Raw genomic sequence first — 16,068 nt, 5'->3', positions numbered from 1 at the left:
GTAGTATGAATAGGCCGAATGACAGAAGTCAAAACAATTTTTACTACCTACTGTTTGCAATGGGAAAATTTACGAACCGAACCGAAACAGTTGGGATCCATTTTTTTTCAGCCAAGTTCTATGGATTTTATAGTCTGGACATAGCTGCTCTACAATCTTCCAAAAATCTGGTCCATGATTCATTTCCTTTAGGTGGGCTGTTTCATGGACGCACACATAGTGAGCCACTTCGAGAGACGCAAAGGCAAGACGCCACGAGTAAGAAATATTCCCCTCTCCGGAACAGCTCCCCCATCGGGATTTTGTATCTCGAACCCGCACCTGGTTAAGTTGAGCACCGATCATAGCGGCATAATCCTGGCTACACTCTTCCAAATAAGATTGGGCGAGCTGTCGAATCCATTTTTCCGTGATGAACTGGTGCCTTTCTTCTGGTCCCCTAAAGGAAACTTCCTGTCCCTCTACCCAAACATGAGCTCGCTTTCCCTCATGATACCTAAAAACGTAGGGTTTTCCCAAAATTGGCACTTGCACCCCATCGGTGAACGCCTCACGCTTCACGGGCCTTTGAGCCTTAGAAATAATCCAGTCGTGGGATTGATGTATAAATTTTCTGGCCGCACGCTGAGAAATACCCGGTGGCACAGTCAGTAGCAACTGATCCTTTGTATGAGCAAATCGCAAAGAAAGCCTCTTTGCGGTCCGACTCTTTCTTAAAAGCACGGGAATTTCTTGCTCTCCAAGCTGAAGTATTTCGAAAAATTCCTTAGGCGCTGGTATCATGGGCTTTCTATTCGTATCAAAAACGTTTAATATTAAAAAATAAGAACTAACAAAGTTTTAAGGTTTTGACCATAACCTGAAATGGAAAGCCTTATAAAGGAGAGTGCTTTATGAAGTCCCAAATACTGTTCGTCTTATTCTCTGCATTAATTGTGTTTTCTCAGCCAACCTACGCTCAAGAAGAACCTGTTGGCACAGAAGAACCTGTAGGCACAGCAGATACATTCCAAACAGAAGTAAATGAGATGGATTCTGTTCTGAGTGAGTGGCTCCACGAAGAATTATTCTGGTCAAAGAATACAACTGACCGACGCTCTAAACAGTGCCGACGCCTCGCTCATGAGCATGTCTCTAAAATGACAGAATTTCAACAATCCACCAATTCGGTGCATAGTGATCTCTTGAAAGAAATCGCTTACGAAATCCGAGTTAGATACGATGGGTTAAAGTGCCATCTTCACGGGGGCTGATTGATCTACTCGTCGCGGTAGGTCTTTTCCATCCGTTCATGGCGTTCTTGTGCTTCCAGACTAAGGGTTGCAATGGGACGCGCCTCCAATCTAGCCAGACCGATGGGATCACCTGTTTCTTCGCAATAGCCGTATGTATCCTCTTCAACTCGCGCTAGCGCCGAATCGATTTTAGAAATCAGCTTCCGTTCCCGATCGCGTGTCCGTAGTTCCAAAGAACGATTTGTTTCTGAAGTTGCGCGATCAGCCATATCTGGCTCGAAATGATCCTCTTCCTGAAGATGGTGAAGAGTCTCTTCTGATTCATGTAACAACTCAGAACGCCATTTCAATAATTTTTGCCGAAAATACTCCAGCTGTTTGGGACTCATATAGTCTTCGCTTTTTGATGGCTTGTAATCAGGCGGCAAAACTGCGCTCTCTGGAAGTGTCTCTGTCATTTTATCTCCCCTATAAGGTATAGAATCACGGTTTATCGTAAACATAAAGCCCCGATTCATGCTAGGACCTTCCAAACCGTACGCGATATTTTTTCTTATACTATACACAAAATATCAAGAAAATATAGTCTGTAAGAGCCATCTTTTGCCAAAAAATTACACTCCAACTTCCGTTGAATTTTGCAACTCGATTTTCTCCCTTAAAAAATCCACTGGAAAAAGGCAATGCATTGCCTTATGAATGGAACAAGAATCATCTCACTTAAGGGAATAAAATGACCGTCAGTTACAAGGAAACAATATTTTTGCCGAGAACATCCTTTCCCATGAAAGGAAATCTTCCAACACAAGAACCAAAGATTCTTGAAAAATGGCAAAAAATTGACCTGTACAAAAAACTACGAGAGAACGCAAAGGATTGTGAAAAGTTCATCCTCCACGATGGTCCTCCCTTTGCCAATGGACATATTCACATGGGAACCTCTCTCAATAAAATTGTGAAGGATGTCGTTATCAAAGCTTACCAAATGAGAGGCTATGATGCCCCATACGTCCCTGGCTGGGATTGTCATGGCCTTCCCATAGAGCGACAAATTGAAGAGAAAGCTAGAAAAGCCGGAAAGGTTTGGGAAGATATTCCCATTGCTCATATTCGCTCTGATTGTCGCAAAGAAGCCAAAAAATGGGTTGATATCCAGCGCTCTGAATTCAAAAGGCTCGGAGTTCTTGGTGACTGGGAAAATCCATATCTAACAATGGATTTCCATTCAGAGTCCCTGATTGTTAAAAGCCTATTTGACTTTTTAATGATGGGAAATCTCTATAAAGGCGTTAAGCCCATAATGTGGTCGGTGGTTGAGAAAACTGCCTTGGCTGATGCTGAAATCGAATATCATGATAAAACCTCTTCAAGCATTTATGTGCGTTTTCCAGTCAGCAAGACAGATTTCCCCGAGCTAAAAGGAAGTGCCGCCGTCATTTGGACAACGACACCTTGGACTTTTCCAGGGAACCGCGCCGTTTGCTTTGGGCCAGAGGTAGACTACCTCCTCATCAAAATTAAAAAAGACGTCGAAAAGGACTCGGATCATAAAGGTTCTTTAAAAGTTGGTGAAACCCTTATCATTGCCAAGGAACTTTTGGATGACTTTAAAGAAAAAGCCGGTATAGAATCCTGTGACATTCTCAAAGAGTTCAAGGGAGAGAAACTTGGCGGAACCATCTGTCATCACCCCTTCCATGGTAAGGGTTATGAACATGATGTTCCTTTGTTACCTGGAGATCATGTCACAATAGACCAGGGAACTGGACTGGTTCATACAGCGCCTGGACATGGTGAAGAAGACTTTTTCATTGGCAAACAGTTCAATTTGGAAGTCCCTGAAACTGTCGGGCCCGATGGTCTTTTCTACGAACAAGTCCCTTTGTTTGCTGGCCAACACGTCTTTAAAGCCGACGATAAAGTCATAGAGCAACTCCAAGCTCAAGACGCTCTCATCAGCGCAGATAAGATTGTTCACAGTTATCCTTGCTCCTGGAGGTCAAAGGCTCCCCTTATTTATAGAACGACACCCCAATGGTTCGTCAGCATGGAAAAAAATAATCTTCGCGAGAAATCTCTCAAGGCAATCGAAGACACCAACTGGGTCCCAGCTCAAAGCCGCAATCGCATTCAAGCCATGATGAACGGACGACCCGACTGGTGCCTTTCTCGTCAACGGGCTTGGGGAATCCCTATTCCTCTCTTTGTCTCAAAAACATCTGGCGACGTTTTAAAGGACGAAAAAGTTAATGACAGAATTGTGGAAGCCTTCTCAGAAGAAGGCACCGATATCTGGTTCACCAAAGATCCTCAAGAATTTCTGGGCAAAGCCTACGTTGCTGATGACTATGAACAGGTGAAAGACATTGCGGATGTTTGGTTTGAAAGCGGTGCCTCCTATCGATTTGTCTTGCAGACTCGAAAAGATTTGGCTTTTCCGGCATCTCTCTACTTGGAGGGATCAGATCAGCATAGAGGATGGTTCCAAGTCTCCCTCTTAGAATCATGCGCCCTTGAAGGAATAGCCCCCTTTAAGTCGGTTCTTACCCATGGTTTTGTCCTGGATAAAGCAGGCTACAAAATGTCTAAATCCTTGGGCAATGTTATTTCACCATTGGATCTGATCAAAGACTTTGGGGCCGATATTATCCGCCTTTGGGCCATTAGCTCCAACTACACCGAAGACCTCCGGATCGGAAAGGATATTCTCCAACAGCTGCAAGATATCTATCGGCGATTCCGTAACACCTTGCGATTTCTTCTGGGAAATCTATCCAAGTTCTCCGACAAAGATCGTGTAAATTATAAAGATCTCCCTGAACTGGAAAAATACGTTTTACACCGCCTCCAATGGCTAGACGGTCGTTCTCAGGAAGCCTTAAAAACTTTCAACTTTCATGTCTTTTTGACAGAGCTTCATACGTTTTGTTCCCAAGATTTGTCAGCCTTCTATTTTGACATCCGTAAAGACAGTCTCTATTGCGATGCTAAAAATAGTGATACCCGAAAAGCAACGCTCACGGTTCTAGATCACATCTTTACCTATTTAACAAAATGGTTGGCACCGATTCTGTGCTTTACGGCTGAAGAGGCCTATTTAGCTCGTTTTCCAGAATCTGAAGATAGCATTCATCTAGAAACGTTTCGCGACATCCCATCAGAGTGGCTCAACGACACTCTGAATCACAAATGGAATATCATCCGCAACGCACGGCGTGTCATTACAGGGGCACTCGAAAAAGAGCGTGCCCTGGGAAAGTTTGGATCAAGTTTGCAGGCCTCTATCATGGTCCACGCAGACTCTGAGACCATCCAAGCCTTCATGGGACAAAACCTTGCCGACATAAGTATTGTTTCTTCCGCACAAATGATTGAAGGCCAGATCCCAGAAAAAGCATTCACCCTAGAAGATGTTCCCAATGTGGGCATTTCTGTCCAAGTTACTTCCGGCGAGAAATGTGAAAGATGTTGGAAAATTCTTCCTGAAGTTGGTGATTCAAGCCAACATTCAACTTTGTGTAAGAGGTGTATTGATGCTGTCAACGACTACGGTCAAAACGATGCCGCGTAACTTAGGCTCAACCCGTCTTGGATATCTTCTGTGTTGTGCAATTATCATCGTAGATCAACTAACAAAGTTTTTTGTTCTGCAATATGGGTACGTCCTGAAAAAGGGGATTTCTATTACGCCCTTTTTCGATTTAGTATTGGTTTGGAATCGAGGAATTAGTTTTGGTGTCTTTAATGATGGTAACTATGGCCCCATAAGGACATGGGGACTGATTATCATTACACTTATAGCCATTTTCGCCCTTAGTATCTGGCTATACCGGTCCAAAGATACTTTTTCTAGTTTAAGCCTTAGCATGATTTTAGGAGGAGCGATCGGCAACTTGATTGACCGTCTCCGATTCGAAGCCGTCATAGACTTTTTATCTTTCCATATTGATAAATTCTACTGGCCAGCTTTTAATGTAGCCGATACTTTTATCACCATTGGAGTTGCTGGGCTCGTCATTGAGTCCTTGCTTCTTTCCAAAAAAAGATCTACAAAGTATCCGAATTAACCATGTAGAGGTTCTTTATGATTTTATTACGCCTGATGGCCATTCTCGCAATTCCAGTCGCCCTTTCCGGATGTGGTGACACACGAAAGGCACTGGGACTCGACCGGAGCTCCCCCGATGAGTTTACCGTTATTAACCGCGCACCCTTATCCTTGCCTCCTAATTTTAATCAACAGCCTACCAGAGGTGCAGGCTCTTCGAAAAGTGAATCAACTGATTCTCGAGCACTCACAGCAACTGAACAGGCCGAACAAGCCCTGTTTGGACAAAACAATCAGCGCTCAACTGAAAGAACTGCCAACTATAGCCCCTCGGCAGGTGAAAACGCGTTCCTGGACCTAGCTGGATACACAAAAACGACTCAAGAAGAAGCCTCTAATATCCGAGAGACGGTTGATCAGGAAGCAAAAGTCGCTCAAATGGACAAGACTTTTGTCCAAAAAATGCTTTTCTGGCAGAACAAAGATCAGCCTGGGAAAGCCGTTGACCCGAAAAAAGAATATAAGACACAGCATGACGGAAAGCTCCCTGGAGATATGTAGGCATGCTTGGAAGAGACTCCTTTACGTCTCTCAGCCTTTCTCTTAAAGCAACTTTCTTTTTAATTCTTTTGTTCCCAAGCGGCGTGTGGAGCGAGGTTTTTAACCCAAGCTCATTTACGCTCAAAAATGGTCTCCAGGTCTTTATTGTCAGCCAAAAGCGCTCACCTGTTGTCAACCATTCATTGTGGTTCAAAGTAGGTGCAGCCGATGATCCCCTAGGAAAATCCGGGCTGGCCCATTTTCTGGAGCATCTTCGCATAAAGGGCGGCGCCAAAACGTACAAGCCTCTGGAATTTCCAAAAAAAATTATGCGTATGGGGGGGGAAGGAAATGCTTACACAACACATGATTACACCTATTATACATTCCAAGTCTCCAAAGATAATCTTGAAAAACTTATGGCACTAGAATCTGATAGATTTGAAAATCTCCAGATTACCGATGATCTTATGGAATCAGAAAGGCGCGTTATTTTAGAAGAGCGACGTATGACCATTGAGACCAATCCCTTTGATCAACTAAACGAAAGCGCCATGGCTGCTTTCTACACACACCATCCTTATGGGACTCCTATTTTGGGCTGGAAAAATGAAATCGAAAAAATAACAAAAGCAGACACGGTCAATTTTCTTAAAAAATGGTATATGCCCAGTAATGCTGTCCTTACCCTCGTCGGGGATATCACTTTAGAGGAGGCACAGACACTTGCTGAAAAATATTATGGCCATTTGCCCAAAGACTCAAAGCCGGAACGAAGATGGGTGAAGGAGCCCATTCATCACGGAACCACTCAAGAGGTAGTGCTAAAAAGCCCAAGCTCACCAGGTATTTTATTTGAAGTCTTTTATGATGCTCCGAATTTAAAGTCAGTCCCCGCGAAGGATGCCTATGCTCTCCAAATTTTTTCAAAAATTCTCACCGGAAGCTCTAACGCAGAACTCTACAAAGCCCTTATTAAAAATCAAAAACTTGCCCAATGGGTTTCCTCTAGATATTCTCCTGGCTTACGATCTCCTTCTCCCTTTCGTATTTCCATCGGGGCCATATGGGCTCATGAGTTGCCTAAACTTGAATCCACTTTGCAGGCTGAGCTCTCTCGCATAATTACACAAGGTGTTACGCATGAGGCAGTAGAACGAGCGAAACAGATTCTCCTAAGATCGGTTGTTTATGAAAAAGAAAGCCTAGCAGATATCTCAGAAAACATTGGCCTGACCATTATGTCTGAACGCTCTATACAATCCCTTGAATCTTGGCCAGAAAATATTAAAAATGTTACCCGGCACGATGTAAACTCCGTGATCCGAAAAGTATTCGGTTCCCCACCCCGTATCGTTGCAAAAGGATTGAAGAGTTCTGAACCCAGTGGGACACTAGAATGAAACTTTTAAGATCTCTCACTTTTCTGACAGTATTGATCGTAGGAAGCATTTTCCTAAATACATCCCCATCATTGGCTGTGAATATTCAAGAAATTGAAACACCTAAAGGATTTCATGTCTGGCTCGTGGAAGATCATTCCGTCCCTTTGGTATCTATAGATATAGCCTTCCAGAAATCTGGGGCCTCCTACGCTCCACACGCTAGGGAAGGTCTGCCTGTTATGTTAACCGACCTCTTGTTCCACGGCGTTGCAAATCTAGATCGTCACCAGTTTGGCCAATACCTTGAAAACGTGGGCATTGACTCAGTGGAAGCCTATATCAATAAGGATAATTTCCTTCTCAGCACTAAGGTTGTCACCAGCAGTCTTTCCCATGCTTTTAAAACCTTTTCTTTAATTCTTAAACATATCCGCCTTGATCGCCTGGAAGTGGAAAAAGTTCGAAAGCAATATCCCCATAACGCTGTGATAGCCACTGGGAACGCCACTGACATTGCTCAAAGCACTCTTTGGAAAATACTCTTCGAAGGACATCCTTATGAAACTCCTTTAACCGGAACTCTAGAAGGGATTCAGGGTGTAACGATTTCCGATCTTAAAGCCTTTATGAAAGATCATTTTACCAAAGACAACCTGATCATCTCAGTTGCAGGGGATATTACGCCTTCAAAACTGTCTGATCTGGTGGATCAGACCTTTGGCAGCTTGCCTGAAAAGTCGCACATAAAAAATGTGGCAAAACCGGAACCAAAACTTTCTGGAAATATTATTGTCAGAAAAAAAGACTCTCCCCAGAGCGTCATTCTCTTTGCTCAAAAAGGGAAACTGCGCAGTGACCCCGACTTTTTTGCCCTCTATCTCCTCGTCTATTTGCTGGGGGGAGAAGAACACGTTTCGCGTCTTTCGGAAGAAATACGTGTAAAACGTGGGCTCGCCTATAACACACAAGTTTGGTTAGATTGGAATCAGCATACAAGTCTTATAACCGGCGAAATTCATACCAAAAATGCTTCCGTTAAAAAGGTTACCCAGATTATCCGGAAGGAATGGAAAAAACTCCAGGACAACGGCATTACCCAACAAGAATTATCCGAAGCCAAAGCGTATTTTCTTGGGAACTATCCTATGAATTTCACATCCCTTTCAAAAACCTCTAAACATGTCCTCAATCTACAATTGGACCACCTACCAAGCACTTATCCTGAAGATCGAGAAACAATCATAAGAAATTTAAAACTCGAGGATATTAATCGTGTTGCAAAAAAACTCTTTAATCCAAACACATTAACTTTTATTGTGATTGGAAAACCTGAAGGCCTCTAAACAAATAGTGAAAGACTCCAAATATGAGCACATACCTTCAAGACATTACGGGGTGTATTGGAAAAAATACACAATTCCATATTCAAGATTTGTCGGATCAGCTTGAAAAAATTACACCTCTATTTGACGCCTTTAAGAAAGATCCTAAATCCCAGAATTGGCCCTTCATTAAATGTCTTCAAGATAGCCAAGTACTCGACTCACTCCATTCTTATATCCAAACCTACACGTCACATTTTTCTAATATTTTAATCCTCGGAACAGGGGGATCTAGTCTAGCAGGACAGGCTTTTCATGTTTTAAAAAAACCATCCACTAAACCTACGCTATATTTTCTAGATAATATTGATCCCCATACATTTGCCACTCAATTAAATAAACTATGCCTAAAAGACACCGGCGTTATCGCTATTTCAAAATCGGGAACAACTGCTGAAACCAATGCACAGCTATTATTATGTTTAGAAGCTTGGAAAAAAGAAGTGGGAGAAAGAGAGTTACGTACCTATTTCACCCTTCTCACAGAAGATAAAGATTCTCCCATGAAACGCATTGGAGTTGAACATAACTTACCCTTCATCCCCCATGACCCACAAGTCGGAGGACGCTTTTCCGCTCTATCCTCAGTGGGACTTATTCCGGCACTGCTCTCTGGCCTCAATCCCAATAAAATACTTGAAGGTGCCCAGGAAGTCTTATCTGAAACAATAAATGCCACAATTCCTCACGATGCTCCTCCTCTTGTAGGAGCCGCCATAAGCGTGGGCCTTAATCAAAAGGCAAACGTTAATCAGACTGTTATGATGCCCTACGTAGATCGCCTCTCCATTTTTAGCAAATGGTACCGTCAACTTTGGGCCGAATCATTGGGAAAACAGGGTCGCGGAACAACGCCTATTTGCGCCCTCGGTGCTGTGGATCAACACAGTCAATTACAACTATATCTGGATGGCCCAAAAGACAAAATGTTTACCCTGCTTCTAAAAGAACCAGCTGAGTCCGGCACCCCCATCAAAACAAACGATCCGGCCCTTGCTTATCTGAATGGGCATACCTTAGAAACCCTAATAGAAGCTGAACAAGAAGCCACCAAAGAAACACTCTTAAAAAATGGTTGTCCTACGCGTGTTTTTTACCTACCCTCCATTTGTGAAAAAACCATAGGCGCCCTAATGATGCATTTCATGCTTGAAACTGTTTTTGCAGCTAAACTTTTAGACGTTGATCCCTTTGATCAACCAGCTGTAGAGCAAGGAAAAATTCTCACGAGAGAAAGGTTATCAATATGACGGTTCGACTCCTCCATCCCACCCTTATCAATCAAATAGCTGCAGGAGAAGTCGTTGAGCGTCCTGCCGCTGCTGTCAAAGAACTCATAGAAAATGCCATAGATGCTGGTGCAAATAAAATTGATGTGATCATTCGTGATGGGGGCCGTAGTTTGATTTCCGTAACAGATAACGGAACAGGGATGTCCAAAGAAGACCTGGAACTTTGTGTCGAACGCCATGCCACTTCAAAATTGCCCAACGAAGACCTTTTCAACATCCAATTTCTTGGCTTTCGCGGAGAAGCCCTTCCTTCCATTGGGGCTGTAAGCCGACTTTCCATTACATCTCGGTCCAAATCCTCAGATACAAGTTGGTGTCTGAAGATAGAAGGAGGAGACAAGTCCCCTGCCACTCCCGCCTCTTTTCCCGTGGGAACAAAAGTTGAAATTCGTGATTTATTTTTTGCCACCCCTGCCCGTCTTAAGTTTCTGAAAACGCCAACAACCGAGTTTTCCCATATCCAAGACGTCATTCAACGCCAAGCAATGGCCCATCCCAAAATCACTTTTACCCTCAAAAATGGTGATAAAACAGTTTCAACTCTCGATGGTGATTCTTCGGAAGATGGCCAACTCAATCGTCTGAAAGGAATCATGGGCCAAGAGTTTTCAGATAATGCTCTCCTGGTTACAGGAAATCGAGATGGCGTAAACTTGACTGGTTACGCCGGTATTCCGACTCTCAACCGAGGCAATGCGACCTTCCAGTATCTTTTTGTGAATGGTCGGCCGGTCAGAGACCGTCTTCTTGCAGGCGCTATTCGGGCCGCCTATCAAGACTTTCTAGCGCGCGACCGCCACCCCCTTTTGGCTCTTTTCATAGAGTGCCCATCTGAGCAAGTGGATGTAAATGTCCACCCTGCTAAGACTGAAGTCCGCTTCAGAGACGGAAATTTCATCCGTAGCCTGATCGTCAGCAGTCTACGACACGCCCTATCTGGATCTGGACACCAGGCTTCTACAACCGTTGCCAATCAAGCAATCAATGCCTTCCAAACGACTCCTGCTTCTGGCAATACATTCCCATCCTATAGCCAACGGCCAACGTCCCAATCATACGCCACGTATCCCCGATCAAGCGGTAGTCCAGCTCCATCTGCCACTCCCTCAGCGACTTTGCCAGAGTTTGATATTCACCCCTCGGCAAAGGGAGCCCCTTACCCTGTTGAAACACCAGATGACGAAGCAACAGATTATCCCCTAGGGGCTGCGCGGGCCCAAATTCATGAGACCTATATCGTCGCCCAAACTAAAGATGGCCTTGTTGTTGTGGACCAACATGCCGCCCACGAACGTCTCGTATACGAGCGTTTTAAAAAATCTTTGGCGGCCGATGGCATCAAGCGACAAGCACTTTTAATACCTGAAGTCGTTAATTTGACCGAAGATCTAGCCGCGCGCCTTCTTGCTTTCAAAGACGATCTCAAAACCTTTGGACTTCTCATTGAGGGCTTTGGAAAGGATGCCATTTTGGTCCGTGAAACCCCAGCTATTCTTGGAACTGTGGATGCTCAAGGACTCATCAAAGATTTAGTGGACGAGATTGTATCCTTTGGGGACGCTCTGGTGCTTAAAGAAAAAATTCAAGAAATCTGGTCCACCATGGCCTGCCATGGCAGTGTCAGGGCAGGTCGCATTCTGACCCTCCAGGAAATGAATGCCCTTTTGCGCCAGATGGAACAAACGCCCCACTCAGGCCAATGTAATCACGGCCGACCCACATACGTTGAGTTGAAACTCAAAGACATTGAAAAGCTCTTTGGTAGACGGTAGAAAAACATTACCAGTATTAGCCTGGAATTGGCTTACTCAACGGCAATATATATTTCCAAACTTGTGTTCTCAGGGTCACGCGCGTCTTCTCCATAGAGCTCATAGTCACCCGTATAAGTCCTTATATACTCTGGATTCCCATCAAAATATTTCCATATATGCTGCCACGCAGCAATCACAACAGCGGGCATAGGCCCCTTTTCTGTTTTGAAAACGAGATATTTTGACGCTAGTAAAGTTTTTACGACAAACCCCTCTGGAACAGAGTCTGTATTTTTCACTATAGTTCCTATGGAGAAAGAGTACTGCCCTTTCTCATCGGAAGCGTAATCCGAATAGAGTCCGTATAATTGATTGTCAGCAATTTTTTGGGGAATAGCTTCCGCTGCCCCCAACTTAAAAAAGCTCTCCCATGCTCCAGGTATTTTTCCTGTTTCAGGATTAAACTCCGCCTCATTACTTGTTCGTGTTTCACGACCAATAAAATGTTGCTCGGGTTTTTCAGCAATCCGGCTGTTCATTATTTTTTCCTTTTGATTACGATGCGGGAAATCTAACCCAATGGGAACAGTATCGCCATAAAAAAATTATGGGAGGAAAAAACTAATTTTCAGAAAGCATCCTTAGCTATTCTAAGCTTCCCTTTTACCTCTTTTTCGAGCAACTCAAACTTATACTCAATATATTCCATATGTCGGATAATAAGCTCGTTTTCTTTTTCCGACCGTTTATTCACAACAAAATCAGACTCTGCCAAACTTTGCGTCTGAATCCCTTGCAAATTTTGACCTACCATGATCAAGGGCATAAGGCAGATTTGAATTACATTGGACATAAAAAGCCACAGAACAAACCCTGGGAAAGGGTCAAATCTCCATACTTTGGGCGCTAGCGTATTCCAGGAAAGCCATATCACTGTCCAAAGTAGTATAATCATAAAAAACCCAAATGTCCCCACCTGGTCGGTGATCCAAAGGGCAAATTTCTGGATAGTAGAAAGCTTATCACTATAGGCTTCAGCAGGCTTTTTTACATGTGGTCGAGATTTTAAAATCTCTTCAACACCTGGTGGTCTTTTTAAATTGTGAGTTGAGGTAGCTGGTTGACCCCACGCCACATTCATACTCATAAATGCCAGAAAACCAAGGCAAAAGACAACAATATACCTTGCTGCAAACTTTAGGTCGTTATTCATTTTTCTTTTCCCACATTCGCACATTTAATGTAAGTTTAAGCGAAAATGAAACAAATGAAAAGTAGCTTCAGAGGTGTAGATACAAATTAAAGTTACTATTCCCCTAAAGAACACCAGACGGGCGTATGATCCGAGGCTTTTTCTTCTCCTCGAGGTAAGCGATCGACTTGAACGTCTTTCAAACGATCTGCTGCCTGCGGAGATACCAGAAGGTGGTCTATACGCAGACCTTCGTTTTGATCCCAACGCCTCCCCTTGTAATTCCACCAGGAGTATAGCTGATCTTTGGGAATGCCAGAAGAAACATGAAACTCCTTCAAGGCATCGGTAAGACCGAGATATAATATTTTGCGAAACGCAGCGCGCTCATGGTCGCTACACAGAATTTTACCTTCCCAACCGACCGGGTCATGAACGTCATCGTCCGTGGGCGCGATGTTATAGTCCCCTCCCACAACCAGTGACTCATCATATGTTAGCAATGTTTTCATGTGATCATAGAGCCTATCCAAAAATCGAAGCTTGTACTCAAATTTTTGAGACCCAACTTCTTGTCCATTGGGAACGTAGACTGAAGCCACCCGAACATTTCCTGTAACAACTTCAATATATCTGGCCTCTACGTCCAACGGATCTCCTGGCAACTCTGACCTAATATCTTCTATGGGAGATTTTGAAAGAATCGCCACCCCATTATAGGATTTCTGACCCACGATCGCCATGTTGTACCCCAAATCTTCAAAGGTGGTTTTGGGGAAAGTTTCTTCAATCGTTTTTGTTTCCTGGAGAAGCAAAACATCTGGCTGAGCCTCCCTTACCCAAGCCTCAACATTTGGCAAACGTGCCCTTATGGAGTTTACATTCCAAGTTGCAATCTTGGTCATTGGACTCTCTCCCTTCTAAACACTCTTCCGCATACTTGAGTTAAAAAATCGAAAACGAGCTACCACACCCACATGAAGAAGTGGCGTTTGGATTATCCTTGATAACGAGGGCAGATCCAATCAATTCTTCACGAAAATCAATCTCAGCCCCATTTAACAAATCAAGGGAGGGCCCATCAATGAGTATCTTGGCGCCCTCTTTCTCAAAAAATAAATCTTTTTCTTTACGTTGATCATCAAATTCAAAAGCATACTGGAATCCAGAGCAACCCCCACTCGATACAACGATACGCAACATCACGTCCGAGTTCTGTTCCTTACTTTCTTGAACCAACAACTTTGAAATATGCTCAGCTGCCTTTGGACTGATTTGAATTGAACTTTTACTTTCCATAAATTTACTACTTTGCACCATTATTAGAGGCCATTACCTCTTACTCTTCACTGACACCGACTACCACTTCTACACCGTTTCGGCCCCATATTTCAACGATAAAGACTCGACAGCAGAATACTTTGCAGACTATATTGCCATTCTGATAGAATGACTTGCGACATTTGGGAGCCCATAGAGTAACATTATGAATCTATATCATTTTTTCCGTGACTATATCCATCATTGTCTCGACGCTTTGGTGATGGAAGGAACACTTCCAGAAAAGCTTGATTATTCTAGAATAACGGTCGAACCGCCAAAAGAAAAAGAACACGGTGATATTTCCACCAATGCCGCTTTGGTTTTGGCTAAACTGGCAAAAATCCCCCCGCGCGAACTTGCTGAGCACTTGAAAGAAAAATTGGCAACCCACGAAGATGTGGCGTCTTTGGATATTGCGGGGCCAGGCTTTATCAACTTAACCCTCACGCCAAAATTTTGGCAAGACCGCTTGAAAGACATTCTAAATGCTGGAACCAGCTATGGCTGTTCCACTATTGGCAAAGGACAGCAAGTTAATGTGGAATATGTATCCGTAAATCCAACGGGACCAATGCACGCAGGACACGGCCGAGGAGCCGTCTTTGGAGATGTTCTAGCATCCCTCTTGAAAAAAATTGGGCACAAAGTCACCAAGGAATATTATATAAATGATGCTGGCGGACAATCAGATACGGTCGCAAAGTCGGTTTATCTCCGTTACCTGGAAGCCACTGGGGAAAAAATTGGACCCATTCCAGAAGGACTCTATCCGGGTGAATATCTAATTCCGATTGGACATGCCTTAGCAGAGAAAGATGGCCTAAAATGGAAAAACCTCCCAGAATCAGAATGGCTTAAACCAATCAGGGAATTTGCCGTCAAAGCCATGATGGATCTTATCCGCAGAGATCTGGATCTCTTGGGGGTTCACCATGATGTTTTCAGCTCTGAACTGAAACTTGTTCAAGAAGGACGCGTGGATGAAGCCCTCAAAGTCCTTGAAAAGCAGGGTTTACTCTACACAGGCGTTCTGGAAGCCCCGAAAGGCAAACTACCAGATGATTGGGAACCTAGGCCCCAACTACTCTTTAAATCAACAGAATTTGGCGATGATGTGGATCGTCCTCTCAAAAAATCCGATGGAAGCTGGACGTATTTTGCAAAAGATATCGCCTATCATTTTGATAAATATAAGAGGAGTGGCAGTCATCTCTACAATGTTTGGGGCGCAGATCATGGGGGATATGTAAAGCGCGTTAAATCCGCGACGCAAGCCATTACAGAAAAAAAAGGATATGTGGACGTATCTCTGTGCCAAATGGTGAAATTCCTAGATAAAGGCGTCCCTGTAAAAATGTCCAAAAGGGCCGACAACTTTATTCCCCTCCAAGAAGTGATCGAAAAAGTTGGAAAAGATGTGTTCCGCTTATTCATGCTGACCCGTAAAAATGATGCTCCTTTGGAGTTTGATTATTCGAAAGTCCTTGAAAAATCTCACGAAAATCCAGTCTTTTATATTCAGTATGCCCATGCACGTGCCCATTCTGTAAAAAGACAAGCGAAAGAAATATTCCCAAATATGCAACTTACACCAAATTCTTTTCAAGAAACTGACCTCCAGCCCTTGACGGATAAGGAAGATCTTTCCATGATGAAGAAGTTGGCCAGCTGGCCAAGGCAAGTTGAAACAGCCGCGGAAATGCGTGAACCTCACCGGTTAGCGTATTTTCTGTACGAGACGGCAGGGGAATTCCACTCTTTGTGGAATAAGGGAAAGGAAAACACCCAATTGCGTTTTATTCTCTCTGATAACAAAAAACTAACCCAAGCGAGACTTGCTCTTGTGCAATCTGTTGCTCTTGTGATTGCATCGGGACTTGAATTGTTCGGCGTACAGCCTGTGGAGGAAATGTAATT

At 43.7% G+C, this 16,068-nt stretch carries 15 protein-coding genes; 9 read left to right on the top strand and 6 right to left on the bottom strand.

Annotated features, from left to right (window positions below; all coding sequences use genetic code 11):
- Window positions 1–69: 69 nt before the first annotated feature.
- Window positions 70–783, bottom strand: a complete 714-nt coding sequence (locus HOL16_01535; protein ID MBT5389378.1) for a M48 family metallopeptidase — start codon at window positions 781–783, stop codon at window positions 70–72.
- A 110-nt stretch (window positions 784–893) separates the two neighbouring features.
- On the opposite strand from HOL16_01535, the gene HOL16_01530 reads away from it, so the two are divergent.
- Window positions 894–1,253 carry a hypothetical protein gene (locus HOL16_01530; GenBank protein ID MBT5389377.1) on the top strand — a complete coding sequence of 120 codons (360 nt, stop codon included), beginning with the start codon at window positions 894–896 and terminating at the stop codon, window positions 1,251–1,253.
- 5 nt (window positions 1,254–1,258) lie between these two features.
- On the opposite strand, the gene dksA is transcribed toward HOL16_01530, so the two are convergent.
- Entirely contained in the window at window positions 1,259–1,693 is a 435-nt protein-coding gene (dksA, locus tag HOL16_01525) for an RNA polymerase-binding protein DksA (GenBank protein MBT5389376.1), read from the bottom strand.
- 275 nt (window positions 1,694–1,968) lie between these two features.
- Between dksA and HOL16_01520 the strand changes: the two genes are divergently transcribed.
- From HOL16_01520 to mutL, 7 genes are read left to right on the top strand one after another with little or no spacing between them, the layout of a single operon-like run.
- The gene (locus HOL16_01520; protein ID MBT5389375.1) at window positions 1,969–4,806 is read left to right on the top strand and encodes an isoleucine--tRNA ligase; all 2,838 of its coding nucleotides are present in this window, start codon (window positions 1,969–1,971) and stop codon (window positions 4,804–4,806) included.
- Window positions 4,769–5,302: a signal peptidase II gene (lspA, locus tag HOL16_01515; protein ID MBT5389374.1), complete on the top strand. Its 534-nt coding sequence runs from the start codon at window positions 4,769–4,771 to the stop codon at window positions 5,300–5,302. The genes HOL16_01520 and lspA overlap by 38 nt, the downstream gene beginning before the upstream one ends.
- Window positions 5,303–5,319: 17 nt before the next feature.
- On the top strand, window positions 5,320–5,844 hold the full coding sequence (locus HOL16_01510) for a DUF3035 domain-containing protein (GenBank protein ID MBT5389373.1): 525 nt from the start codon (window positions 5,320–5,322) through the stop codon (window positions 5,842–5,844).
- Window positions 5,845–5,846: 2 nt separating this feature from the next.
- Window positions 5,847–7,226 (top strand): insulinase family protein, encoded by a 1,380-nt coding sequence (locus HOL16_01505; protein ID MBT5389372.1) that lies wholly within the window; start codon window positions 5,847–5,849, stop codon window positions 7,224–7,226.
- Window positions 7,223–8,551 carry an insulinase family protein gene (locus HOL16_01500; GenBank protein ID MBT5389371.1) on the top strand — a complete coding sequence of 443 codons (1,329 nt, stop codon included), beginning with the start codon at window positions 7,223–7,225 and terminating at the stop codon, window positions 8,549–8,551. Before HOL16_01505 ends, HOL16_01500 begins: the two co-directional genes overlap by 4 nt.
- Before the next feature lie 23 nt (window positions 8,552–8,574).
- On the top strand, window positions 8,575–9,840 hold the full coding sequence (locus tag HOL16_01495; protein MBT5389370.1) for a glucose-6-phosphate isomerase: 1,266 nt from the start codon (window positions 8,575–8,577) through the stop codon (window positions 9,838–9,840).
- Entirely contained in the window at window positions 9,837–11,654 is a 1,818-nt protein-coding gene (gene mutL, locus HOL16_01490) for a DNA mismatch repair endonuclease MutL (GenBank protein ID MBT5389369.1), read from the top strand. Before HOL16_01495 ends, mutL begins: the two co-directional genes overlap by 4 nt.
- Window positions 11,655–11,686: 32 nt before the next feature.
- Here the strand turns inward: mutL and HOL16_01485 are convergent, their stop codons facing one another.
- The 4 genes from HOL16_01485 to erpA all read right to left on the bottom strand — a co-directional run bounded on the left by HOL16_01485 (window position 11,687) and on the right by erpA (window position 14,127).
- The gene (locus HOL16_01485) at window positions 11,687–12,175 is read right to left on the bottom strand and encodes an AraC family transcriptional regulator (protein ID MBT5389368.1); all 489 of its coding nucleotides are present in this window, start codon (window positions 12,173–12,175) and stop codon (window positions 11,687–11,689) included.
- An 89-nt stretch (window positions 12,176–12,264) separates the two neighbouring features.
- Window positions 12,265–12,777 (bottom strand): DUF1003 domain-containing protein, encoded by a 513-nt coding sequence (locus tag HOL16_01480; protein ID MBT5389367.1) that lies wholly within the window; start codon window positions 12,775–12,777, stop codon window positions 12,265–12,267.
- 167 nt (window positions 12,778–12,944) lie between these two features.
- The gene (gene xth / locus HOL16_01475; protein ID MBT5389366.1) at window positions 12,945–13,733 is read right to left on the bottom strand and encodes an exodeoxyribonuclease III; all 789 of its coding nucleotides are present in this window, start codon (window positions 13,731–13,733) and stop codon (window positions 12,945–12,947) included.
- 40 nt (window positions 13,734–13,773) lie between these two features.
- Window positions 13,774–14,127, bottom strand: coding sequence for an iron-sulfur cluster insertion protein ErpA (gene erpA, locus HOL16_01470; GenBank protein ID MBT5389365.1), 354 nt, complete (start codon window positions 14,125–14,127; stop codon window positions 13,774–13,776).
- Window positions 14,128–14,314: 187 nt separating this feature from the next.
- Between erpA and HOL16_01465 the strand changes: the two genes are divergently transcribed.
- Window positions 14,315–16,066 (top strand): arginine--tRNA ligase, encoded by a 1,752-nt coding sequence (locus HOL16_01465; GenBank protein MBT5389364.1) that lies wholly within the window; start codon window positions 14,315–14,317, stop codon window positions 16,064–16,066.
- The last annotated feature ends 2 nt before the right edge of the window (window positions 16,067–16,068 follow it).

Source organism: Alphaproteobacteria bacterium (genome assembly GCA_018662925.1).
Classification (GTDB): domain Bacteria; phylum Pseudomonadota; class Alphaproteobacteria; order 16-39-46; family JABJFC01; genus JABJFC01.
This window is presented reverse-complemented; position numbering and strand designations above follow the sequence as displayed.

Coding starts and splice junctions, on each gene's coding strand:
- HOL16_01535 (MBT5389378.1), bottom strand. CDS start 783: ATGATACCAGCGCCTAAGGAATTTTTCGAAATACTTCAGCTTGGAGAG.
- HOL16_01530 (MBT5389377.1), top strand. CDS start 894: ATGAAGTCCCAAATACTGTTCGTCTTATTCTCTGCATTAATTGTGTTT.
- dksA (MBT5389376.1), bottom strand. CDS start 1,693: ATGACAGAGACACTTCCAGAGAGCGCAGTTTTGCCGCCTGATTACAAG.
- HOL16_01520 (MBT5389375.1), top strand. CDS start 1,969: ATGACCGTCAGTTACAAGGAAACAATATTTTTGCCGAGAACATCCTTT.
- lspA (MBT5389374.1), top strand. CDS start 4,769: ATGCTGTCAACGACTACGGTCAAAACGATGCCGCGTAACTTAGGCTCA.
- HOL16_01510 (MBT5389373.1), top strand. CDS start 5,320: ATGATTTTATTACGCCTGATGGCCATTCTCGCAATTCCAGTCGCCCTT.
- HOL16_01505 (MBT5389372.1), top strand. CDS start 5,847: ATGCTTGGAAGAGACTCCTTTACGTCTCTCAGCCTTTCTCTTAAAGCA.
- HOL16_01500 (MBT5389371.1), top strand. CDS start 7,223: ATGAAACTTTTAAGATCTCTCACTTTTCTGACAGTATTGATCGTAGGA.
- HOL16_01495 (MBT5389370.1), top strand. CDS start 8,575: ATGAGCACATACCTTCAAGACATTACGGGGTGTATTGGAAAAAATACA.
- mutL (MBT5389369.1), top strand. CDS start 9,837: ATGACGGTTCGACTCCTCCATCCCACCCTTATCAATCAAATAGCTGCA.
- HOL16_01485 (MBT5389368.1), bottom strand. CDS start 12,175: ATGAACAGCCGGATTGCTGAAAAACCCGAGCAACATTTTATTGGTCGT.
- HOL16_01480 (MBT5389367.1), bottom strand. CDS start 12,777: ATGAATGTGGCGTGGGGTCAACCAGCTACCTCAACTCACAATTTAAAA.
- xth (MBT5389366.1), bottom strand. CDS start 13,733: ATGACCAAGATTGCAACTTGGAATGTAAACTCCATAAGGGCACGTTTG.
- erpA (MBT5389365.1), bottom strand. CDS start 14,127: ATGGAAAGTAAAAGTTCAATTCAAATCAGTCCAAAGGCAGCTGAGCAT.
- HOL16_01465 (MBT5389364.1), top strand. CDS start 14,315: ATGAATCTATATCATTTTTTCCGTGACTATATCCATCATTGTCTCGAC.